Genomic DNA, 15,588 nt, shown 5'->3' on the forward strand with positions numbered 1-15,588 from the left:
CGCAAAAGCGGCCCGGACGGCGGGACCATCCGGGCCGCTCCGCTTTTCGTGCCCCTTCAAGGGAAGAGGGCGTGTGTTGGATCAGATCTTGCCGACGAGGTCGAGCGAGGGAGCGAGGGTCTCGCTGCCTTCTTCCCACTTGGCGGGGCAGACCTGGCCGGGGTTGTTGCGGACATACTGGGCAGCCTTGATCTTGCGGACCAGTTCCGACGCGTTACGGCCGACGCCTTCGCAGGTGATTTCCATGATCTGGATCACGCCATCGGGATCGACGACAAAGGTTGCGCGATCGGCAAGGCCCATTTCCTCACGCAGCACGCCGAAATTGTTCGACAGCGTGTGCAGCTGGTCGCCCAGCATCGGGAACTGGATCTTGCCGATCTTTTCCGAAGTGTCGTGCCATGCCTTGTGGCTGAAGTGGGTGTCGGTCGACACGCCGTACACTTCCACGCCCATGCCCTTCAGCGTTTCGTACTGGTCGGCCAGGTCTTCCAGCTCGGTCGGGCAGACGAAGGTGAAGTCGGCGGGGTAGAAGAAGAAGACGGCCCAGTTGCCCTTCACGTCGGTGTCGGCAACGTCGAAGAAGTCCTTGCCGGCCTGAAAAGCGGTGGCCTTGAACGGCTTGATCGTGCTTCCGATGATACCCATGCGGTGTTTACTCCATTGGTGTTTGCCGGGATGCGATAGTGCACCACGGACGTGAATTTCCGTTGCGAGACACCAGATAGGCGCTGCACCCGCGAACCCCAAGCGGAGAAAGCCGATAAGTTTGATAGAATTATTCAATGAAACGGAATTAATCGGTTTACCCGATCAATTGCACGATCCGTCAGCGGCAATTTCCGGCGTCGCCGCGGATGCTTCGTTTCAGGATTTTCGCAATTGCAACAAAGGCTTCACCCGCATTGCGCGCGATGCAGCAGGAAATGATCGGCCAGCGTCAGGGCCATCATCGCCTCTACCACCGGCACGCCGCGCAGGCCCACACAGGGGTCGTGGCGGCCCTTGGTCACGATCTCACCCTCGGTAAAACCGTCCGAATCATCGCTTTTCCTGATCGTCGGCACGGGAATCAGGATCGAACTGGTCGGTTTGAACGCCACGCGCAGGCGCACGGGCTGTCCGGTGGAAATGCCGCCAGCAATACCGCCTGCGTGATTGGCATCGAATGTCACGCCGCCCTGTGCAGGCCGCATCGGATCGGCGTTTTCCTCGCCCGACAGGCGTGCAGCCTCGAACCCGTCGCCGATCTCGATCCCCTTCACCGCATTGATGCCCATCATCGCGGCGGCCAGATCGGCATCCAGCTTGCCATAGACCGGCGCGCCCCAACCGGCGGGCACGCCCGTTGCCTCGCACGTCACGACCGCGCCCAGCGACGACCCCGCCTTGCGCGCGGCGTCGAGCTTTTCGGACCAGCGGGCGACGGCGGCGGCATCGGGGCAAAAGAACGGATTGGTCGGTATCAGCGCGGGATCGAAACGGGCCGGATCGATCGCATCGCCGCCCATTTCCGACACCCATGCGCGGATCGTTACGCCCGGGATGATCTTGCGCGCGATCGCGCCTGCCGCGACACGCGCGGCGGTTTCGCGGGCGCTGGACCGGCCACCGCCGCGATAGTCGCGAAAACCGTATTTCGCGTCATAGGCGTAATCGGCATGGCCGGGCCGATAGCTTTGCGCGATGTCCGAATAATCCTTCGACCTTTGATCGGTGTTTTCGATCATCAGGCTGACCGGCGTGCCGGTGGTGCGCCCCTCGAACACCCCCGACAGGATGCGCACCTCGTCCGGCTCGCGCCTTTGGGTGGTAAAGCGGCTGGTGCCCGGGCGGCGCGCGTCGAGGAAGGGCTGGATATCCGCTTCGTCCAGCGCGATCTGCGGCGGGCACCCGTCCACCACCGCGCCCAGCGCGGGTCCGTGGCTTTCGCCCCATGTCGTGAAACGCAGCACGCGGCCGAAACTGTTGACGCTCATGACTGTCCTTCCTGACCGGCCCTATTCATCCGTTGCGCGCAAAAGTCCACCTGCCCTATCGGCGGCGGCATACGAAAATGACGCGAAAGGCAGCATGATGAGCATGATTCTATATGGCATCCCCAATTGCGACACGGTGAAAAAGGCGCGCAAATGGCTGGAGGGCGAAGGGATCGATTATGCGTTCCACGACTATAAAAAGGCCGGTGTGCCGCAAGATCATCTGAAGGCATGGATCGCCGACATGGGCTGGGAAGCGATCCTGAACAAGCGCGGCACCACGTTCCGCAGTCTGTCCGACGCGGACAAGCAGGATATCGATGCCGCCAAGGCAGAGGCGCTGCTGATCGCTAATCCGTCGATGATCAAGCGGCCCGTGGTGGAATATGACGGCGGCCTGCTGGTCGGGTTCAGCGATAAGGAATGGGCTGCCGCGTTAAAAAAATAATGCGAGACACTCGCAATATGATCGGGCCGGCCTATATGCGGGACGAATATACGAACAAAGGAAGCCAATGGCCCGCCCCGAACCGCGCACGCTTACCCTCCTGTCTCGCACTCAGGTTACGCCCCATATGGTGCGCTTGCGATTGGGCGGTTCGGGGTTGGCCGGCTTTCCGCAAGGGTCCGAAGGCGGCTATGTCAAACTGCGTCTGTCCGAGGGCGGCGATGGCGCAAAGCCGGTGGTGCGAACCTATACCATCCGCCATCAGGGCGAGGACGGGCTGGATATCGATTTCGTCGTCCACGGGCTGGATCACGATACGCCCGGTCCGGCGGTCAGCTGGGCGCTGAATGCCGCGATCGGCGACACGATCGTGGTCGGCGGACCGGGGCCTGCCAAACCGCTGCCCGCAAGCATGGACCGCTATCTGGTGGCGGGCGACATGACCGCATTGCCCGCCATCTCGGTCAATATCGAATCGCTGCCCGCCGACGCGCGGGGTGCCGCCGTGATCGAAATCCAGCACGAGGATGACCGGCAGGACATTGCCGTGCCCCAGGGGTTTGCAATCCACTGGCTGGTCAATCCGCATTCGGGCAATGATCCCGAATTGCTGCTGCGGGCAATGCGTGATCTGGGCTGGCAGGACGGCGAAACCTATGCATGGGTCGCGGCCGAATTTTCGACCATGCGTGCCCTGCGCGATTATTTCCGCATCGAACGCGGGCTGGGTCCCGACCGGCTCTATGTCTCCAGCTATTGGAAACAGGGCGAGGACGAGGATAACCACCGCGTGACCAAGCGTGCTGATCTGGACGCGGTGGGCTGACCGCTTAACCCTTTCCCCGCCCGGCCTTTTGTGCCAGTCCGATAGCTGGACTGACAGGGGAAGGGTCGCACCATGAAATCACTGAAACTCGCCGCCGCGGGGCTTGCATTGGCTACCGCCGCTCTCGTCACTCCGGCCCATGCGCAGGACGCGATGGCGGAAGCCGCCCCGCTTGACCCTGCGCGCCTTGCAGCGGCGCAAAAGATGGTCGGCTATCTGCTGCCCGACGGTTCCTATGCGCGCATGATGGAACAGAGCATGGACCAGATTGTCGCCATGTCGATGAATTCGGTGATGGATCTGCCGATGCGCGATCTGGCCGCGCTGGGCGGAGTGAGCGAACAGGACCTTGCCAGTGCTGGCGAGGGAACGATGCGCGAGATGATGGCGATCCTCGACCCCCATTTCGAAGAGCGGCAGACCCTGTCGATGCGCGCCATGATGTCGGCCATGACCGGCGTGATGACATCGATGGAGCCCAAGGTGCGCGAGGGATTGAGCGAGGCCTATGCCGCGCAGTTCACCACTGCCGAATTGAACGAGATCACACGCTTTTTCGAAACGCCCGCTGGTGGAAAATACGCGGCCAGCTCGATGATGGTCTATATGGACCCCGCCGTGATGGCGCGGATGCAGGAAATGGTCCCCGCGCTGATGCAGGAAATGCCCGCCATCATCGAAGAGACCAAACAGGCGACTGCCCATTTGCCCCCGCCGCGTTCGGTGGACGAGCTGACCGAGGAAGAGCGCGAGAAGCTGGGCGGGATGATCCGCGAGGATTAGGCCCGCCGCGCCGTGACGATATAGTTCAACGCCAGATCGTCCGAAATCTCCAGCCCGCGCAGCGGCGAGAAAGCGATACCCCTCGGCTCGCCCGTCTTCAGCCCTGCGGCGGACAGCAATTCGCACAATTCGTCGGGCGTGATGAAATCGTCCCAATGATGCGTGCCGCGCGGGACCATGCCCATCCGCTCGGCTCCCTCGACCAGCAGCAGTTTCGACCGCGTGGTGCGATTGGGGGTCGACAGCACCATCAGCCCGCCGCCGGTCAGCCGTTCCTGCAACTGGTGCACAAAGGCGCCCTTGTCGGCCACATGCTCGATCACTTCCATCGATGTGACGAGGTCGAACCGCCCAGCGTCCAGCGCTGCAAGCTCCCCCGCGTGATAGGCGATGTCCAGCCCGCCCGCAGCCGCGTGGGCACGCGCAGCCCCGATATTCTCTGCCGCGGCATCGACGCCGGTGACCGCCGCGCCAAGCCGGGCCAGAGGTTCGCACAACAGACCCGCGCCGCAGCCCACATCCAGCGCCCTTTTGCCCGCCAGCGGATGGCGCGCGCGTATATCGCCGCCCCAATGCATATCGATGGCATCGCGGATAAAGCCCAGCCGCACGGGATTCAGCCGGTGCAGCATGGCTGACGACCCCTTGGGGTCCCACCAGTCCGCTGCCAGCGCGCCGAAATGCGCGGCCTCTTGCGGTCGGATCGTTTTGGCCGGCATATTGGTTACAGGTGATATTGTTGCATTGCCCATGCCATCCCCTTAACAGCGCGCCATTCGAACGGCCAGCATTCGCATGGCCCCACTCGCAAACGGACAGGAAGAGGCGAAGCATTTGGCGCGCATCGTGATGAAATTCGGCGGCACCTCGATGGCGGGGACGGAGCGGATCCGTCGCGTCGCCAATATCGTGCGCCGCCAGCAGGCCGCAGGGCACGAGGTGGCGGTCGTCGTCTCTGCCATGGCGGGCGAGACCGACCGGCTGGTCAATTTCTGCCGCGAGGCGAACCCGCTGTACGATCCGGCCGAATATGATGTGGTGGTCGCGGCGGGCGAACAGATCACCAGCGGCCTTCTGGCGCTGACCCTGCAGGCTTTGGGCTGCAAGGCGCGGTCGTGGCTGGGCTGGCAATTGCCGATCCATACCGACAATGCCCATGCCAAGGCCCGCATCGGCGAGATCGAGGCCGATGCCGTCATCGCCAGCATGCAGGCGGGCGAGATTGCCGTGATTCCCGGCTTTCAGGGCCTTGCCGAGGATGGCCGCGTGGCCACGCTGGGACGCGGCGGCAGCGATACCAGCGCGGTCGCCGTGGCGGCTGCGGTCAAGGCGGACCGGTGCGACATCTATACCGATGTCGACGGCGTCTATACCACCGACCCGCGCATCGTGGCCAAGGCCCGCAAGCTGAAGGCCGTGACGTTCGAGGAAATGCTCGAACTCGCCTCGGTCGGGTCCAAGGTGTTACAGACCCGTTCGGTCAGCCTTGCGATGAAGGAAAAAGTACCCGTTCAGGTGCTCTCGTCATTCGTCGACGACGATGCGCCGCTTGCTGATGAATTGCCCGGAACGCTGATCGTCAGCGAGGAAGAGCTTGAAGGACTCGACATGGAAAGCCAGCTGATCACCGGCATCGCCGCCGACAAGAACGAAGCCAAGGTCATCCTGACCCGCGTGCCCGACCGCCCCGGCGCGGTGGCCAGCGTGTTCACCCCGCTGGCGGCGGCGAATATCAATGTCGACATGATCATCCAGAACGTGGGCCGCGAAAAGGGTGAGACCGACGTGACCTTTACCGTGCCGAGCGCCGATCTGGTGCGCACGCAGGCCCTGTTGGAAGAGCACAAGCCGCATATCGGCTTCAACCGCATCATCACCGACCCCAAGGTGGCCAAGATTTCGATCGTGGGCGTCGGCATGCGCAGCCATGCGGGCATCGCCAGCACCATGTTCAAGGCGCTGGCTGATCGCGGCATCAATATCCAGGCGATCTCCACCAGCGAGATCAAGGTATCGGTGCTGATCGACGAGGACGAGACCGAACTGGCCGTGCGTGTGCTGCACACGGCCTATGGCCTCGATTCGGTCGACGACGCGGCCTGAGCCATTGCCCGTGCGGATTCGTGACGAGTGCGAATCCGATGTGGGCGCGATCGCCAGCCTGATCACGCACGCCTTTCTGACCGCGGAACACGCGGACGGGAACGAGGCGGCGATTGTCGCTGCCTTACGCGCAGCCGACGCGTTGAGCGTCTCGCTGGTGGCGGAAAGCGACGGCGTTCTGACAGGCCATATCGCATTCAGCCCCGTTCTGGTCGACGGGCGCGATGCGGGCTGGTTCGGGCTGGGCCCGCTGGCCGTGGCACCCGAACACCGGCATCACGGCGCGGGCGCGGCGCTGGTGCGCCAGGGGCTGGCGCGCCTGCGGGCGGCAGGTGCGTCGGGCTGCGTGGTGCTGGGCGATCCGGACTATTACGCGCGATTCGGCTTTGCACCCGATCCGGCGCTGGTTCTGCCCGATGTGCCCACCCCCTATTTTCAGGCGCTGCGATTCGACAATGCCGAAGGCGCGGGCATCGTCACCTATCATCCGGCATTCGCGGGCTGACCGCATTGCAAAACCCCCGCCGGACTTGCGCCAGACGGGGGTCTTGGTGATTTGCTGGTCGCAGCCGTTTATTCGGCGGGTGCTGCCTCTGCCGTGACTTCGCCTTCGGCGGCTTCGGTCGCACCGGCGGCGACTTCGGCTTCGGTCTCGGCGGCTACTTCGGCGCCTTCTTCACCCTCTGCCGCTTCTTCCGCGGGTGCTTCCTCTACTGCGGGCAGCGGCAGGTTCGAACCCACGCTGTTCAGATAGGCGATGATATTGGCGCGGTCTTCGGGATTGCTCAGGCCGGCGAAGCTCATCTTGGTGCCATTCGCGAAATTGCGCGGGCTGGTCAGCCACGCGTCCATATTCTCGAAATCCCAATTGCCGCCATGGCCCGACAGTGCCGAGCTATAGGCAAAGCCGGCGACATGCTGTCCGACGGGCTTGCCCATCACGCCATAAAGATTGGGACCGATGCCGTTGGCGCCGCCCTGATCGATGGTGTGGCAGGCGACGCACTTGGCGAATACCGCCTCGCCCTTGGCAAGATCGGCAGTCGACAGCAACATGGCGAGCGACGGCCCTTCGGCGCCGCCCTCTTCCTCGACGCCCTCGATCACATAGCCCAGCTCTTCCGGCCGCTCCATGTCGAAAATCTGGCCGCTGATGCTGGAAAGGCCGAGGGCGACGACGCCACCGAACAGGGTCCAGCCGAAGATGGTATTGAGCTTGCCGTCCATCAGAGAAAATATCCGTCTGCGAGTGCGTGCTAGAAAAGCATGGGTATCGATTGGTGCCGATATGGCTCGCGCGCCGCTCTAAATAAGGGTTTGCCGCATGACAAGGGCGTTTCATGCCCTAATGCGATTCCTCCCGCTGCTTAACCCACTTGGCATGGGCGCGGCGAAGCCGTAACGGCTGGCCCCATGAACGCGCCCGTATCCCAGAAAGCCAGCCCCTATGCCGCTCCGGCGATGGCGCTGGTCAGCAAGATGACCCGTGCCGCCCTGGCAGAGCCGGAGCGCGCGGTATCGTTTCAGGGCGCGCCGGGCGCGAATTCGCATATCGCCGCGCTGGAATACGACCCCGACTGCCTGCCGATGCCGTGCTTTTCCTTTGCCGACGCCATCGACGCGGTGAAAGAGGGGCGGGCCGCGCGCGCGATCATCCCGATCGAGAATTCGCATAATGGCCGCGTGGCCGATATCCATTTCCTGCTGCCCGAATCCGGCCTTGCCATCACGGGTGAGCATTTCATGGAAATCCATCACAATCTGATGGGGCTGGGCGACGGGCCGTTCCGCGCGGTGATCAGCCATCCGCAAGCGTTGGGGCAGTGCCGCCACCGGCTGCGCGCCGACGGGCTGGTGGGCATGGATCATGCCGATACGGCGGGCGCGGCGGCGACCGTTTTCGAACAGCAGGACCCCGGCCTTGCTGCCATAGCGCCTGAAATGGCGGCGGGGCTGTACGGGTTGAAGATCGTCGCCCGCGATATCGAGGATGCGCACGACAATATGACGCGCTTCGTCATGCTGGCGAAGGACGCGCTGGACCCGGCGACCATTACCAGCCCCGCAATGACCACATTCGTGTTCGAAGTGCGCAATATCCCCGCCGCGCTATACAAGGCGCTGGGCGGTTTCGCGACCAATGGCGTCAATATGACCAAGCTGGAAAGCTATCAAAAGGGTGCCGCATTCGCCGCGACCGAGTTCTATGCCGATATCGTCGGCGCGCCGGGCCAGCCCGCTGTGGACCGCGCATTGGAAGAGCTGGGCTTTTATTCAAAGCATTTGCGGATTCTGGGCAGCTATCGCCAGTCGCGCCCACGCGGGTAATTAGCCGCGTTCACATTTGTCTGCCGGGCGGTGTCGAACGGCTAAAAGCTTCACATCTATAAACGCGAAATCGTCAGCGAAGTCGCGCTGCCGCATCACGGTCATGGTCATGATGCGACAGCGCGATCAGGACTGTTGTCGCGCCACCCGTCCATCCCCCAACGGCGGATGTCGCGCCATGCCAGTTGCGAAAAAATCGCGCAGGTCCTGCTCTCTGGCATGAAATAATACTATAAACCCTGGCTGAACGATGGCATCATTCAAATTGATGATAGGGCAAATTTGAACTACCGCACGAACAGTTATCATTCCGAACCGGGGACGGAATATACAAAAGTTAATTGACCATATTTACGACAGTCTGGTCGATGAAGAGGTTTTGGCCACCCTGCCGCAGCGGATTGCGGACGAAATGGGCACGCGTAGCGCGCTGATCCAGGCATGGGGACGCGACGGTTCGGTGCGGCTACTGCATAGCAACAGCTATTATTCCGACGAAATGCTTCATCACTATGTGGTGGAAGGGTTCAACCGGCTGGACCATTGGGCCGAGGTGCTGTTCCACCCCGACCGGTTGAACAAGGGCGTGGCGCGCTCCACCGAATTCATTTCTGCAGAGGCGCACCAAAAGACCGATTTTTACAACGAGTTCTTTCGCAGGTTCGGGGACGACACCGGACAGTGCCTGGGCGGAGGGTTCAGCTTTCCGCAGGACAGCGCGCTGGGCATTGCAGTGCATCGCGGCATCGACGAACCGGAATTCGACACGAACCATGTCACGCGGATGCAGGAAATCGCCGGTCATGTAACGCGCATGATGCGGGCGCGCGACCAGATGCATGGCGCAAGGCTGCATTCCGAACTGCTGGAAGCCTCGCTCGACAATATGGGCGCGGCCATCGTCATGCTCGATGCATCGGGCAAGGTGAACTTTGCCAATGCAAAGGCGCACGAACTGGACGAGCGGTCGGAATGTATTTCGCTGGCCGGCGGGCGTGTCATGCTGCGCTCGTCACGCGAAAACCAGCGTTTGCAGGCGGCCATCGCTTCGCGCCACCGTGTCGGCGGCAGCGGCGATGCCTTTGCCTGCTGCGCGGATCGCGGCCAGTCGTGGCGCATTCACGTGCTTCCCTGCCAGCGCGGCGGGGTCAGCGGGTGCATGGTGATTGTCGAGAATGGCGATATCCCGCTGGACATGGGGCGTCGCCTGCAATTGCTTTATGGCCTGTCGCCTGCCGAAAGCCGTGTGGCGATGGGCATTGCCGAAGGGCAGAGCGCGGCGGAACTGGCATCGACCCTGCTGGTCAGCCCTGCCACGGTGCGCACCCAGATCCGCCATGTTTTCGAAAAGACGCAGATCAGCAAGGCAACGCAATTGTCGCGCCTGATCGCCTCGCTGCCGCAGGTGTCGGCGGTCTGATGCGCCGACCCACGGGGACAATGTCGATGAGTGATATTCGCCTGCGCGATGCCGCAGTCGCCGATGCGGCGGCTTTGTCGGCACTGGGGCGCAGCAGTTTCGACGCCGCCTTCGGCCACCTCTACCGGCCCGAGGATCTGGCGGGATTTCTGGATACCGCGCATGACCCGGCGGCCGTCGTGGCAGAGATCGCGGACCCTGCCTTTATCCACCGGCTGGCCGTGGACGCGGACGATATCCTGCTCGGCTATTGCAAGCTCAACGCCGTCAGCGCCTATGCCGGATATTCCGATGCCGCCGCGCCGATCGGCCTCAGCCAGCTTTACACCGATCCGGCGCTGACGGGCAAAGGGCTGGGCGCGGCGCTGATGGACTGGGCGCTGGATACCGCGCGTGGCCGCGGGGCCGATGCGGTACAGCTATCGGTGTGGAGCGAAAATTTCGGCGCGCAGAAGTTCTATCAGCGATACGGTTTTACCAAGATCGCCGATATCGATTTCTGGGTCGGCAGCCACCGTGACGACGAATTCCTTTATGAATTGCGGCTATAGGCTGCGGGATCCGAACCCTCACAGCCATTTCCAGCGCCAGAACAGGTAAAGCTGCACGGCCAGAATCGCACTGCACAGGGCGACCACTTCCCAGAATGCATTGCCGTCGTTGACCCCCGGCATGCCGCCGACATTGATGCCCAGCAGCCCCGTGACGAAGCCCAGCGGCAGGAAGATGCCCGCCACGATGGTCAGCATATAGGTCGCCTTTTCGCTGCTGGATGCGGCGCGGGCGCGGATTTCGTCCTGCATCACCACCGCGCTTTCCTTGGATATGTCGATATCGTCGAGATAGCGCCGCAGTCTTTCGATGGTCTCGGCAATCTCGCGCCGGTCGTGATCCTCGAACCAGGCGGGCGCATCGCGGCTGATGCGTTCCAGCGCTTCGTGCTGCGGGCTCATATGCCGTTTCAGCGCAAGGCAATTGCGGCGGATCGTAGTGATCTGGCCCAGCATCTCTTCGGCGTCGTCATCGGGGTCCTGATCCTCCAGCGCGTCCAGATGATCGTTCATATCGACGATGGAACGGCTCATCCGGGCGATCATCAGCTCGGTAAGGTGCGTGATCAAGGATCCCGCATCCGTGGGGCCAAAGCCCTTGTCGATCTCTGCCAAAGTGTCGCGCGGGGTTTGCAGCTTTTCGCGGCGCAGGGTGATCAGACGACGCCCGTCGCACCATAATTGCATCGAGACCATGTCTTCCGGCTCGGCATTGGGATTGAAATTAATGCCGCGCAGCGTTGCGACCAGGGTTTGCCCTTCGCGAAAGGCGCGCGGGCGGGTGCGGTCGCTGACCAGCAGTTCGGCAGTGGGTTCGGGAATGCCGATCATCCCTTCCAGCCAGTCCTGCACGCCGGGCTGGTTGCGGCAGATATGCATCCACAACACCTCCAGCGGGCGCGCCGGATCGGGCTGCCAGTTCCGCGCTTCGTCCCACTCGATCCTGCGCCCGCCACCCGCGCCGTCGAGCACGCGGGCGAACAGCAGTGCATCCTCGCCCGTCTGGTCGTCGTAAAGCTGCTCTTCCAAATCCGTCTCCTTGACCGGCCGATTGATGGCGGCCGATTGATGGCGGCCGATTGATGGCGGCCGATTGATGACGGATCAGCGCATTTGTGGCAAATGCGTCTTTGCCCCGTAAAGGAAGCGGTTGTATAGGCGGGCCCATGTCCACAGACAGCATCGCAGCAATCCGCCCATGGCGCATGATCGACCGCCGCAAAAGCCGCCAGATCATGGTGGGCCGCGTACCGGTCGGCGGCGACGCGCCGATCAGCGTGCAGACCATGACCAACACGCTGACCAGCGATGCGAAGGCAACGATCGACCAGATCCGGCGGTGCGAGGATGCGGGCGCGGATATCGTGCGCGTGTCCTGCCCCGACGTCGAATCGACCGCCGCGCTGCGCGAGATCGTGCGCGCCGCCGATGTGCCCATCGTCGCGGACATCCATTTCCATTACAAACGCGCATTGGAAGCCGCCGATGCAGGCGCGGCATGCCTGCGCATCAATCCCGGCAATATCGGCAGCGACGAACGCGTGGCCGAGGTGGTCCGCGCGGCCAAGGCGAACGGCTGTTCGATCCGCATCGGCGTGAACGCAGGCAGTCTTGAGAAGGACTTGCTGGAGAAATATGGCGAGCCTTGCCCTGAGGCGCTGGTCGAATCGGCTCTCGACCATATCAAGCTGCTGCAGGACCACGATTTCCACGAATACAAGGTCGCGGTGAAGGCCAGCGACGTGTTCCTTGCGGTCGCGGCCTATCAGGGTTTGGCCGACGCGGTCGATTGCCCGCTGCACCTTGGCATTACCGAGGCGGGCGGATTGATCGGCGGCACGGTCAAATCGGCACTGGGCATCGGCAATCTGCTGTGGGCGGGCATTGGCGATACCCTGCGCGTTTCTCTCTCGGCAGAGCCTGAAGAAGAAGTGCGCGTCGGGTTCGAGATTCTGAAGGCGCTGGGCCTGCGCACCCGCGGCGTTCGCGTGGTATCCTGCCCGTCCTGCGCGCGGCAGGGGTTCGACGTGATCCGCACCGTTCAGGCGCTGGAAGAGCGTTTGCAGCACATCAAGACGCCGCTGTCGCTGTCGGTACTGGGCTGTGTCGTCAATGGCCCAGGCGAGGCGCGCGAAACCGATATCGGCATTACCGGCGGCGGTAATGGCAAGCATATGGTCTATCTGTCGGGCGTGACCGACCACCATGTGCAAAGCGCCGACATGCTCGACCATATCGTTTCTCTGGTCGAAGCGAAGGCTGCCGAGATCGAGGCGCAAACGACCGATGCAGGCAAGGCCACCGAGGCTGCCGAATAAGCAAGGGTTTTACCCTCGCTTAAGCATGGCGTGCCTATGGTCGGGGCATGAGCATGCACAAGGTTTTCTGGATCGGTTTCGCCGCCTGCGCCGTGGGCGCGTTCATGACGGGCATGCCCGAACCGGACGATGCCGGCGAAGGCGGCACGGCGCCCGGAGCGTCGCTGATGGCGGCGCCCGCGCCTGCCGACGCGAATGACGGCTGGGGCGGCGACGATATCCGGCTCGACCGCCGCGGCGACGGACATTTCTATGCGCAGCCGTCCATCGGCGGGCGGCAGCTGGACGTGATGGTCGATACCGGAGCCAGTTTTGTTGCGCTGACGGGCGAAGATGCGCGCGCGGCGGGCATTTACTGGAGCGAGGCGGACGTCCGCCCTGTCGCTCGCGGAGCCAGCGGCATGGTCGAAGGCGTGCCGGTCATGATCGACCGCATCGAACTGGGCGGCACCGAAATGCGCGACGTAGAAGCAGCCGTTATTCCCGAAGGGCTGCCGGTCACGCTGCTTGGGCAAAGCTATTTGCGGCGGTTCGACAAGGTCGAGATCGAGGGCGATTCGATGATTCTGTCCCGCGACTGAGCGTTTCTGCGCATTCGGGTAAAGAACATCGGTTAACTTTGAAGCCAGACCTTGTTTGGTATAGATTGTAATCATGAAGAAGCGAACCGAACATAATTCCATAACATCCGGTTTGGACAGACATTGCGTGGTTGGCGCGACGGCCTCCCGCCGTGCCGTGCTGGGCGGCGCTCTGGTTGCGGGGGCCGCGCTGGCCGTGCCCGCGCGCGCTTTTGCCAGCGCCAGCCCGCTGACGCCGAACCAGCGCCGCGTCCTCGACCTGGCGAAGGACCAGATGGACCGCGCGGGCGATGTGCTGTGGCGCCGCGATATCGCGGGGATTGCCGATTTCGGCGTGCATTCGTCCGTCCCGCGTTTCCACTTCGCCAATGTAGAGGCGGGGACGGTGCGCAGCTTCCTTGTCGCCCACGGCACGGGTTCCGATCCGGAGCATGACGGCTGGCTCAATAATTTCTCGAACACGCCGGGTTCGAACGCCACCAGCCGCGGCGCCTATGTCACTTACGAATGGTACAAGGGCCGCTATGGCACCTCGATCCGGCTGGGCGGGCTGGATCAGGACAATTCCAATGCCCTGCCGCGCTATATCGTCGCCCATTCGGCCAATTACGCGACAAGGGCGCATGTCGAACGCTGGGGGCGGCTGGGCCGATCCAACGGTTGTTTTGCCATGGACCCCGCCGATTTTAACGAGGCATTGTGGAACCTCTCGGGCGGCCGGCTGCTTTACGCCGACCGCCTCGGGATCAGCTGACCGGAACCTGTGGGCCCGGACGGGGGCGCATCAGGCACCCGGTGCTTCGATCGGAACGATTGCCTCGTCGGTCACATGCTGGCCGGTCTTGACCTTGCGTGGCGCGGCAAGGCTCGCCAGCACCGGTTCGTCGCGGCCATAGATATCGTCAAAGCTGCGCATCACCCCGTCGATGTCGCGGGCCATGGTGAAATAGGTGATATAGACGGGCAGCTCCTTCTTCAGCTCGACCCGCGTATATTTGCGCGAATTCGCGATCTCGACCGCTTCCTCGCTCGACAATCCGCCAAGGCCCTTGGCCAGGATCATGGCAAGCTTCATCGCGTTTTCTGTCCGCACGCAGCCGTGGCTCAACGCGCGGCCGCTGTTGTTGAACAGCGATTTCGACGGCGTATCGTGCAAAAAGATCGCATGCGGGTTCGGCATGTCGAGCTTCATCAGGCCCAGCGAATTGCCGGGGCCGGGCTGTTGCACCACCACGGTCATGCCCGCTTCGGTCTTGTACGCCTTATACCCGTTATTGCGCGCATAGGACGGGTTGTTCAGAACGCGCGCGCCCAGACCCTCGCCCACCACGATCGATTGGGGCACGGTCCATGTCGGGTTGAAGATCACGCCCTCGACCGTTTCGGCCAGCTGCGGCGTGGCCGTGCGCCCGGGCTTCCCCACGATGGTGCGGAACGAGGTATGGACCTTGTTATTGATCACCAGCCGAAGCTGGTATTCGGGCACATTGGTCAGCAGATAGTTCTTGCCCAGATCGCGGCCCAGCCAGCGCCAGCGGTCCATATTGGCGCGAATCTTGGCGCGCGCCGCCTTGTCCCCCTCGCTCGTTTCCAGCAGCATCTGTTTGAGCACGGCGTAATCGGGATGCACGGGGCTGAGCGAATCGAGCGCGGCCACGATCCCGCCCGTCTGGCCGCCCGCGGCAAGCGCGTCCTGCAGCAACGGCTTGATCGGGTGCAGTTTCCAGTCGGGATCCTCGACGAACCATTGCGCGCGCGAATCCATTTCGGTCCGCCCGTCACGCAGATCCTCGGCCACCCATGTGAACAGGCGCGTCGCGATTTCGTTCAGGTCCTTGCCCGCACCCTTGGCGATGGCGGCCTGCAACGTGTCGGGCTGGTAATCCCTGGGGAACAGCCCTTCATTGCCGATCGCGCGGATATAGCTCAGCAGCGCTTCGGCCTGCGCCACCTGCCAGACGGGGGCGACGGTGAAATAATCGGTCGGGATTTCCTGAATCACCGGTGCCGAAGTCATATCCGTGGGCACTTGCCGGGCCTGCTTGGCGGGGGCCTGCTCCTCGGGAAGCAGCGGCTTGGGCTGCGAATTGGCGGGTACGCTCTTTACAGGCGCGGTCTTTACTGGCGCGGTTTGGGCCAGCGAGGCGGCAGGCATCGCCAGCGCCCCGGCCCAAAGCGCCGCGCCCGCCATCGCGCGCGCGGCATGGCGGGTCTTGGTCGAACGGCAGTCGGTCTTGTTAAAAATCATCGC

At 63.0% G+C, this 15,588-nt stretch carries 17 protein-coding genes; 11 read left to right on the plus strand and 6 right to left on the minus strand.

Annotation, left to right across the window (positions count from 1 at the left end; all coding sequences use genetic code 11):
• Positions 1-81: 81 nt before the first annotated feature.
• Together ahpC and aroC are read right to left on the minus strand one after the other, a co-directional pair.
• Positions 82-648, minus strand: coding sequence for an alkyl hydroperoxide reductase subunit C (gene ahpC, locus LOZ77_RS14535; RefSeq protein WP_230279712.1), 567 nt, complete (start codon positions 646-648; stop codon positions 82-84).
• Between the two features lie 248 nt (positions 649-896).
• Positions 897-1,979 carry a chorismate synthase gene (gene aroC / locus LOZ77_RS14540; protein ID WP_230279713.1) on the minus strand — a complete coding sequence of 361 codons (1,083 nt, stop codon included), beginning with the start codon at positions 1,977-1,979 and terminating at the stop codon, positions 897-899.
• A 97-nt stretch (positions 1,980-2,076) separates the two neighbouring features.
• On the opposite strand from aroC, the gene LOZ77_RS14545 reads away from it, so the two are divergent.
• From LOZ77_RS14545 to LOZ77_RS14555, 3 genes are all read left to right on the plus strand, one after another.
• Positions 2,077-2,427, plus strand: coding sequence for an ArsC family reductase (locus tag LOZ77_RS14545; protein ID WP_230281887.1), 351 nt, complete (start codon positions 2,077-2,079; stop codon positions 2,425-2,427).
• A gap of 67 nt (positions 2,428-2,494) precedes the next feature.
• Positions 2,495-3,253 (plus strand): siderophore-interacting protein, encoded by a 759-nt coding sequence (locus LOZ77_RS14550; RefSeq protein ID WP_230279714.1) that lies wholly within the window; start codon positions 2,495-2,497, stop codon positions 3,251-3,253.
• Between the two features lie 72 nt (positions 3,254-3,325).
• Entirely contained in the window at positions 3,326-4,036 is a 711-nt protein-coding gene (locus LOZ77_RS14555; RefSeq protein ID WP_230279715.1) for a DUF2059 domain-containing protein, read from the plus strand.
• Here LOZ77_RS14555 and ubiG read toward each other — a convergent pair.
• Positions 4,033-4,788: a bifunctional 2-polyprenyl-6-hydroxyphenol methylase/3-demethylubiquinol 3-O-methyltransferase UbiG gene (ubiG, locus tag LOZ77_RS14560; protein WP_230279716.1), complete on the minus strand. Its 756-nt coding sequence runs from the start codon at positions 4,786-4,788 to the stop codon at positions 4,033-4,035. The genes LOZ77_RS14555 and ubiG overlap by 4 nt on opposite strands.
• 97 nt (positions 4,789-4,885) lie before the next feature.
• On the opposite strand from ubiG, the gene LOZ77_RS14565 reads away from it, so the two are divergent.
• Positions 4,886-6,139, plus strand: coding sequence for an aspartate kinase (locus LOZ77_RS14565; RefSeq protein WP_230281888.1), 1,254 nt, complete (start codon positions 4,886-4,888; stop codon positions 6,137-6,139).
• The gene (locus LOZ77_RS14570) at positions 6,108-6,644 is read left to right on the plus strand and encodes a GNAT family N-acetyltransferase (RefSeq protein ID WP_255671135.1); all 537 of its coding nucleotides are present in this window, start codon (positions 6,108-6,110) and stop codon (positions 6,642-6,644) included. Before LOZ77_RS14565 ends, LOZ77_RS14570 begins: the two co-directional genes overlap by 32 nt.
• 68 nt (positions 6,645-6,712) lie before the next feature.
• On the opposite strand, the gene LOZ77_RS14575 is transcribed toward LOZ77_RS14570, so the two are convergent.
• Positions 6,713-7,366 (minus strand): cytochrome c family protein, encoded by a 654-nt coding sequence (locus LOZ77_RS14575; protein ID WP_230279718.1) that lies wholly within the window; start codon positions 7,364-7,366, stop codon positions 6,713-6,715.
• 186 nt (positions 7,367-7,552) lie between these two features.
• Here LOZ77_RS14575 and LOZ77_RS14580 point away from each other — a divergent pair, with 186 nt between their 5' ends.
• From LOZ77_RS14580 to LOZ77_RS14590, 3 genes are all read left to right on the plus strand, one after another.
• Positions 7,553-8,467 carry a prephenate dehydratase gene (locus LOZ77_RS14580; protein WP_230279719.1) on the plus strand — a complete coding sequence of 305 codons (915 nt, stop codon included), beginning with the start codon at positions 7,553-7,555 and terminating at the stop codon, positions 8,465-8,467.
• A gap of 379 nt (positions 8,468-8,846) precedes the next feature.
• Positions 8,847-9,887, plus strand: coding sequence for a helix-turn-helix transcriptional regulator (locus LOZ77_RS14585; protein WP_230279720.1), 1,041 nt, complete (start codon positions 8,847-8,849; stop codon positions 9,885-9,887).
• Positions 9,888-9,913: 26 nt separating this feature from the next.
• Entirely contained in the window at positions 9,914-10,438 is a 525-nt protein-coding gene (locus LOZ77_RS14590) for a GNAT family N-acetyltransferase (protein WP_370638019.1), read from the plus strand.
• Between the two features lie 18 nt (positions 10,439-10,456).
• On the opposite strand, the gene LOZ77_RS14595 is transcribed toward LOZ77_RS14590, so the two are convergent.
• Positions 10,457-11,467 carry a zinc transporter ZntB gene (locus tag LOZ77_RS14595; RefSeq protein WP_230279721.1) on the minus strand — a complete coding sequence of 337 codons (1,011 nt, stop codon included), beginning with the start codon at positions 11,465-11,467 and terminating at the stop codon, positions 10,457-10,459.
• Between the two features lie 137 nt (positions 11,468-11,604).
• Here LOZ77_RS14595 and ispG point away from each other — a divergent pair, with 137 nt between their 5' ends.
• From ispG to LOZ77_RS14610, 3 genes are all read left to right on the plus strand, one after another.
• Positions 11,605-12,756, plus strand: a complete 1,152-nt coding sequence (ispG, locus tag LOZ77_RS14600; RefSeq protein ID WP_230279722.1) for a flavodoxin-dependent (E)-4-hydroxy-3-methylbut-2-enyl-diphosphate synthase — start codon at positions 11,605-11,607, stop codon at positions 12,754-12,756.
• A gap of 47 nt (positions 12,757-12,803) precedes the next feature.
• The gene (locus tag LOZ77_RS14605; RefSeq protein WP_230279723.1) at positions 12,804-13,337 is read left to right on the plus strand and encodes a TIGR02281 family clan AA aspartic protease; all 534 of its coding nucleotides are present in this window, start codon (positions 12,804-12,806) and stop codon (positions 13,335-13,337) included.
• 73 nt (positions 13,338-13,410) lie between these two features.
• Positions 13,411-14,091: a murein L,D-transpeptidase catalytic domain-containing protein gene (locus tag LOZ77_RS14610; RefSeq protein ID WP_230279724.1), complete on the plus strand. Its 681-nt coding sequence runs from the start codon at positions 13,411-13,413 to the stop codon at positions 14,089-14,091.
• 30 nt (positions 14,092-14,121) lie between these two features.
• Here the strand turns inward: LOZ77_RS14610 and LOZ77_RS14615 are convergent, their stop codons facing one another.
• Entirely contained in the window at positions 14,122-15,585 is a 1,464-nt protein-coding gene (locus tag LOZ77_RS14615) for a L,D-transpeptidase family protein (RefSeq protein ID WP_230279725.1), read from the minus strand.
• Positions 15,586-15,588: the final 3 nt, after the last annotated feature.

This window comes from Croceicoccus sp. Ery15 (assembly GCF_020985305.1).
In the GTDB taxonomy this organism is placed as follows: Bacteria; Pseudomonadota; Alphaproteobacteria; order Sphingomonadales; family Sphingomonadaceae; genus Croceicoccus.

What these genes read in the sequence shown, in the direction of transcription:
- LOZ77_RS14580 (WP_230279719.1), top strand. Translation starts at nt 7,553, where the DNA reads ATGAACGCGCCCGTATCCCAGAAAGCCAGCCCCTATGCCGCTCCGGCG.
- LOZ77_RS14615 (WP_230279725.1), bottom strand. Translation starts at nt 15,585, where the DNA reads ATGATTTTTAACAAGACCGACTGCCGTTCGACCAAGACCCGCCATGCC.
- LOZ77_RS14590 (WP_370638019.1), top strand. Translation starts at nt 9,914, where the DNA reads ATGAGTGATATTCGCCTGCGCGATGCCGCAGTCGCCGATGCGGCGGCT.
- LOZ77_RS14565 (WP_230281888.1), top strand. Translation starts at nt 4,886, where the DNA reads ATGAAATTCGGCGGCACCTCGATGGCGGGGACGGAGCGGATCCGTCGC.
- LOZ77_RS14555 (WP_230279715.1), top strand. Translation starts at nt 3,326, where the DNA reads ATGAAATCACTGAAACTCGCCGCCGCGGGGCTTGCATTGGCTACCGCC.
- LOZ77_RS14550 (WP_230279714.1), top strand. Translation starts at nt 2,495, where the DNA reads ATGGCCCGCCCCGAACCGCGCACGCTTACCCTCCTGTCTCGCACTCAG.
- LOZ77_RS14605 (WP_230279723.1), top strand. Translation starts at nt 12,804, where the DNA reads ATGAGCATGCACAAGGTTTTCTGGATCGGTTTCGCCGCCTGCGCCGTG.
- LOZ77_RS14575 (WP_230279718.1), bottom strand. Translation starts at nt 7,366, where the DNA reads ATGGACGGCAAGCTCAATACCATCTTCGGCTGGACCCTGTTCGGTGGC.
- aroC (WP_230279713.1), bottom strand. Translation starts at nt 1,979, where the DNA reads ATGAGCGTCAACAGTTTCGGCCGCGTGCTGCGTTTCACGACATGGGGC.
- ubiG (WP_230279716.1), bottom strand. Translation starts at nt 4,788, where the DNA reads ATGGGCAATGCAACAATATCACCTGTAACCAATATGCCGGCCAAAACG.
- ahpC (WP_230279712.1), bottom strand. Translation starts at nt 648, where the DNA reads ATGGGTATCATCGGAAGCACGATCAAGCCGTTCAAGGCCACCGCTTTT.
- LOZ77_RS14570 (WP_255671135.1), top strand. Translation starts at nt 6,108, where the DNA reads ATGGCCTCGATTCGGTCGACGACGCGGCCTGAGCCATTGCCCGTGCGG.
- LOZ77_RS14610 (WP_230279724.1), top strand. Translation starts at nt 13,411, where the DNA reads ATGAAGAAGCGAACCGAACATAATTCCATAACATCCGGTTTGGACAGA.
- LOZ77_RS14545 (WP_230281887.1), top strand. Translation starts at nt 2,077, where the DNA reads ATGAGCATGATTCTATATGGCATCCCCAATTGCGACACGGTGAAAAAG.
- ispG (WP_230279722.1), top strand. Translation starts at nt 11,605, where the DNA reads ATGTCCACAGACAGCATCGCAGCAATCCGCCCATGGCGCATGATCGAC.